Source organism: Haliscomenobacter sp. (genome assembly GCF_041740695.1).
Classification (GTDB): Bacteria; Bacteroidota; Bacteroidia; order Chitinophagales; family Saprospiraceae; genus Haliscomenobacter.
Window position 1 is genome coordinate 1 of record NZ_JBGSLK010000092.1, and the last position, 4,355, is coordinate 4,355.

At 49.2% G+C, this 4,355-nt stretch carries 3 protein-coding genes; 1 reads left to right on the top strand and 2 read right to left on the bottom strand.

Going from position 1 to position 4,355, the window contains the following annotated elements; genetic code table 11:
• Nucleotides 1-99 precede the first annotated feature (99 nt).
• Both ACEW9O_RS18365 and ACEW9O_RS18370 read right to left on the bottom strand, forming a co-directional pair.
• On the bottom strand, nucleotides 100-810 hold the full coding sequence (locus tag ACEW9O_RS18365; RefSeq protein WP_373551646.1) for an RluA family pseudouridine synthase: 711 nt from the start codon (nucleotides 808-810) through the stop codon (nucleotides 100-102).
• A complete protein-coding gene (locus tag ACEW9O_RS18370; RefSeq protein ID WP_373551647.1) occupies nucleotides 794-985 on the bottom strand; it encodes a hypothetical protein in 192 nt (63 codons plus the stop codon). The genes ACEW9O_RS18365 and ACEW9O_RS18370 overlap by 17 nt, the downstream gene beginning before the upstream one ends.
• Before the next feature lie 238 nt (nucleotides 986-1,223).
• Here ACEW9O_RS18370 and ACEW9O_RS18375 point away from each other — a divergent pair, with 238 nt between their 5' ends.
• Nucleotides 1,224-4,304: a DUF2723 domain-containing protein gene (locus ACEW9O_RS18375; RefSeq protein WP_373551648.1), complete on the top strand. Its 3,081-nt coding sequence runs from the start codon at nucleotides 1,224-1,226 to the stop codon at nucleotides 4,302-4,304.
• Nucleotides 4,305-4,355: the final 51 nt, after the last annotated feature.

Below are 4,355 nucleotides of genomic sequence, written 5' to 3' on the forward strand. Positions count from 1 at the left end.
GGCTACCGCAGCGACTTGGACAAGGACATTGTCAAAATCGCTGCGGTAGCCTCAACCATCTCAACCTCCCTCAACTTTCTCAACTATAAATTGCTCAACTTACCCCAGGTTTGCTGCCATCGCATCCCAAACCGGATCAACGGGAAGAGGAGCAGTAAGAATCACATTTTCCTGCGTCACAGGGTGCAGAAAACTCAGTTTCCAGGCGTGTAAGTGAATGGAGCGGTCTTTATTGCTGCGGCGAGCGCCGTATTTTACATCTCCTTTGATGATGCAGCCCATGGCGGCCAGTTGCGCCCGAATTTGGTGGTGGCGCCCCGTTAATAAATTGACCTCCAGCAGGTGATAGCGGTCGCTGCTGCCAAGGAGTTTGTATTCCAGGATGGCTTGTTCGGCATTGGCGTGGCCTTTTTCCGTACTGATCACCGAGCGGTTGGTTTGGCCATTTTTCCAAATCCAGTGCTCCAAACGGCCACTAGGTTCAGTGGGCATGGCCTCTACCACGGCCAGGTAAGTTTTTTGTACTTGCCGGTTGCGGAATTGCTCATTGAGGTTGGCCAGGGCTTTGGGGGTTTTGGCCACCAATACAACCCCACTGGCCGGACGATCCAGGCGATGCACCAATTGCACCGAGGATTTGGTAAAAATTTCAGCCAGTTGCAGCAGCGATTTGTCCCCGGTTTTGTCGGTCTGGGCTGGAATCCCTGCTGGCTTGTTGAAGGCAATTAATTGGTTGTTTTTATACAGTACCCAATCGCCAATGCGTTCTTGAGCATTGTCAGGTGTAGGGTTTTCACTTGAGTTCTTCATAATCAATGTAATCGTCGTCGTATTTGGAATTGGCTTTTTTACCCTGCTTCCCTGGTTCATTCTGGTGCGGATTGCGGATATGATCTTGCGGCTTTCGCCCAGGCAAAGCCGGTTTATGGGTAAAGAGACGATACGCAATGTAAATCACGGCAAGCATGAAGAGCATTTTCAGCATGGCAGTAAAATTTGCCACAAAGGTAAGTGCTATTATTTGATGTTGCAGGAAACTTTTTGCACCAAATGGGCATCTAAAGGTTAATAAAGTGGCAAAAGCCTAGTTTTTTCCACTTTACCCTTCCCCGGTTCGACTGTAATGCTCAATATTTTATTAGTTTTGCAGGTCAAAATAGGAAATGAGCCTAAGCCTTTGGTTGATAGTGTATTACTAAATTTAGAAAAATTACAACGAACGCATGAGTTCTTTTAAGCGCACAACAAACATTGTTGGTTGGCTGGTGTTCGCGGTAGCGACAGTAGTCTATTATCTCTCTGCCGAACGCACGGGTAGCTTGTGGGACTGCGGCGAATTCATCCTCGGTGCCTACAAACTCCAAGTAGTGCACCCTCCTGGCGCACCTTTGTTCCTCCTGGTAGGCCGGATGTTTGCCTGGGTAGGCAGCATGTTTTCCAGCAACCCTGAAAATATTGCTTTTGCGGTCAACCTGATGTCAGGTATTTGTACGGCATTTGCCGCCATGTTTGTGGCTTGGGTAACCCTGATTTTGGGCAAATTGGCCCTGGTTGGGCGCGATGGCGAACCCAGCACCGGGGATCAGATTGCCCTGGGTGCCGCAGGTTTGGTAGCGGGTTTGGGCACTGCATTTTGTACTTCCATCTGGTTTTCAGCTGTGGAAGGCGAGGTATATGCGATGTCTACTTTTTTTACCGCGCTTACCCTCTGGGCTACGGTAAAATGGTATGCTTTGCCTGATGATCCTCAAAACGATCGTTGGTTGATTTTTGCCGTATATATGGTGGGTTTGTCGATTGGGGTTCACTTATTGAGTATCCTGACTTTTCCCGCACTGGCGATGTTTTTTTACTTCAAACGTTCCAAAAACGTCACTTTCCTGGGTACCGGAATTGCCGCTTTTATAGGGGTAGTGATTGTAGGTTTGATCCAAATGATCATCATCACGGGTTTACCTCGCTTGTGGGCCAATTTTGAGCTGCTGTTCGTCAACACCTTTGGTTTGCCTTTCCACTCGGGGATTATTCCTACCGTACTGATCATTTTGGCGGCCATTTATTTTGCAATCCGTTATGCGCACAAAAACCAAGATTCTACCGTACAAAATGTAGCGGTGGCATTTGCCCTGATGGTTTTGGCCATGTCCACTTATGGCATGGTGGTTACCCGGGCCAATTCCAACCCGCCGATCAATATGAACGCGCCCAAGGATGCCTTGAGCCTCTTGCCTTACCTCAACCGTGAGCAGTACGGCGACCGCCCCTTGTTGCGCGGGCCACACTTTGCAGCACAACCCACCAACGTTACGACTGAAAAGCGTTATGGCCGGGTAGGCAACCGCTACGAGCACGTTTCGGATAAGGTAGATTACGTTTACAATGATGCTGATAAAATGCTCTTCCCCCGTATGGCCGACCCCTCCCAAGGGCGTCCCGCTTTGTACATGCAGTGGATGGGCATGGATCCGAATCAACAATTGCCCGAAGGGTGGAAACCTACCCTGGGTCAGAACATCGGCTTTTTCTGGAATTACCAGATCAAATGGATGTACTGGCGTTATTTCATGTGGAACTTTGCCGGACGCCAAAATGGCGAGCAAGGGTTTTACCCCTGGGATAAATCGTCAGGGCACTGGTTTTCGGGTATCTCTGCCTTGGATAATGCCCGTTTGGGCAATCAAGAGCTGTTGCCCGAAACACAAAAAAATAATCCAGCCAGAAACAAATATTACCTTTTACCATTCATCTTTGGGTTGCTAGGGGTAGTGTATCATTTTGGCAAACGCCGCAATGACTTTTTGGGGCTGTTGGCACTCTTTATCATTACAGGCGTTGGTATCATCGTGTACTCCAACCAACCACCCAATGAGCCACGCGAGCGGGACTACGTTTTGGCGGGTTCCTTCTTTGTCTATTGTATTTGGATGGGAATGGCGGTGTTGGCCATTTACGAACTCTTGCGCGATCGGGTCAAATTGAGTGGCCAGGTAGGCGCTGGTTTGGCTGGTGCTTTGGTGATGATAGCCCCCATTTTGATGGGTACCCAAAACTTTGACGATCATAGCCGCTACGGGCACTACGCTTCCCGCGATTATGCCTCGAATTTCTTGAACTCAGTGGCGAAAAACGCCGTGATTTTCACCTACGGCGACAACGATACTTACCCACTGTGGTACGCTCAGGAGGTCGAAGGCATCCGCCGCGACGTACGGGTAGTCAACCTTAGTTTGATTGCTGTAGACTGGTACATTGACCTGCTGCGCCGCAAGATCAACGACTCTCCTGCGCTGAAACTAACCTTGAGCAGTGCCGCTTACCAAGGGGATCGCCGCAACCAGGTGTTCTTTGTTGAACAAGGCAGCCAGGGCGAAATGAGCGCCCAGGACTTCATGCGATTTGTCGGTGAAGATCATCCACAGCAGCTAAGCAATGGTGGCTCTACCGAATCTTACCTGCCTAGCCGTAGTGTTTACCTCCCTGTGCCTAGAGCCAAAGTCATCCAAATGGGCCTTGCTAAAGAAGGGGATAGTACTTTGGTGGATCGGATTCCACTAAAAATGCCTGCCCAGCAATACATGACCAAGGACGACATCGCTGTATTGGACGTGATCACTTCCAACTTGTGGGATCGCCCCATTTATTTTGCAGTAACTACCCAAGCCAGCAAGTTCTTTGGTCTGGACGATTATATGGAACTGGAAGGTTTGGCCCTGCGCATCGTGCCTACCCGCACCCCTAGCGATCCGAACTACGGTTTGATCGGTAGCGGCAAGGTCGATTCCGATAAGGTGTACGAAAACGTAATGAAAAAATGGCGTTGGGGTAACTTCGACAAGGAGCCTACTTTTGTGGACAATAGCTATGCACCAAGTTTGCAAAGTATGCAATTGGTGATGCGCCGCGCCGCGGGAGCATTTTTGGCTGAAGGCAAAAATGACAAAGCGATCGCCCTGACCGATCAGTACTTCAAGTCATTCCCCAACTTCAACTTCCCTTACGATTACCGCACCAATTACATGCTGGAAATTTATGTTAGGGCGGGTGCCTACAAAAAGGCCAAACCACACATGGAAATTTTGGCGAAAGAAACCTTGGCGCAGTTGAAGTTCATCAATTCGCAGGATCCCGATGTGATTGCATCCAGTTATGATTTGCAAAAACGCCTGGCCGAACAAACCATGGAGACGCTGTTGCGTGATGCCAAGGAAAATAAGGATCAGAAATTTGTGGATGATATGACGAAGAAGTTCGCGCCATTCAAGGCTGCGCCGACGGAAAATACGATGTTTCCACAGGGGCAGTAAGGAATTGCTAAAGCGGCTTATTAGCACAAAGGCCACAAAGAAGGGCACAAA

Excerpts from the sequence above, each read along its gene's own strand:
- ACEW9O_RS18365 (WP_373551646.1), bottom strand. The coding sequence starts at position 810 with ATGAAGAACTCAAGTGAAAACCCTACACCTGACAATGCTCAAGAACGC.
- ACEW9O_RS18370 (WP_373551647.1), bottom strand. The coding sequence starts at position 985 with ATGCTGAAAATGCTCTTCATGCTTGCCGTGATTTACATTGCGTATCGT.
- ACEW9O_RS18375 (WP_373551648.1), top strand. The coding sequence starts at position 1,224 with ATGAGTTCTTTTAAGCGCACAACAAACATTGTTGGTTGGCTGGTGTTC.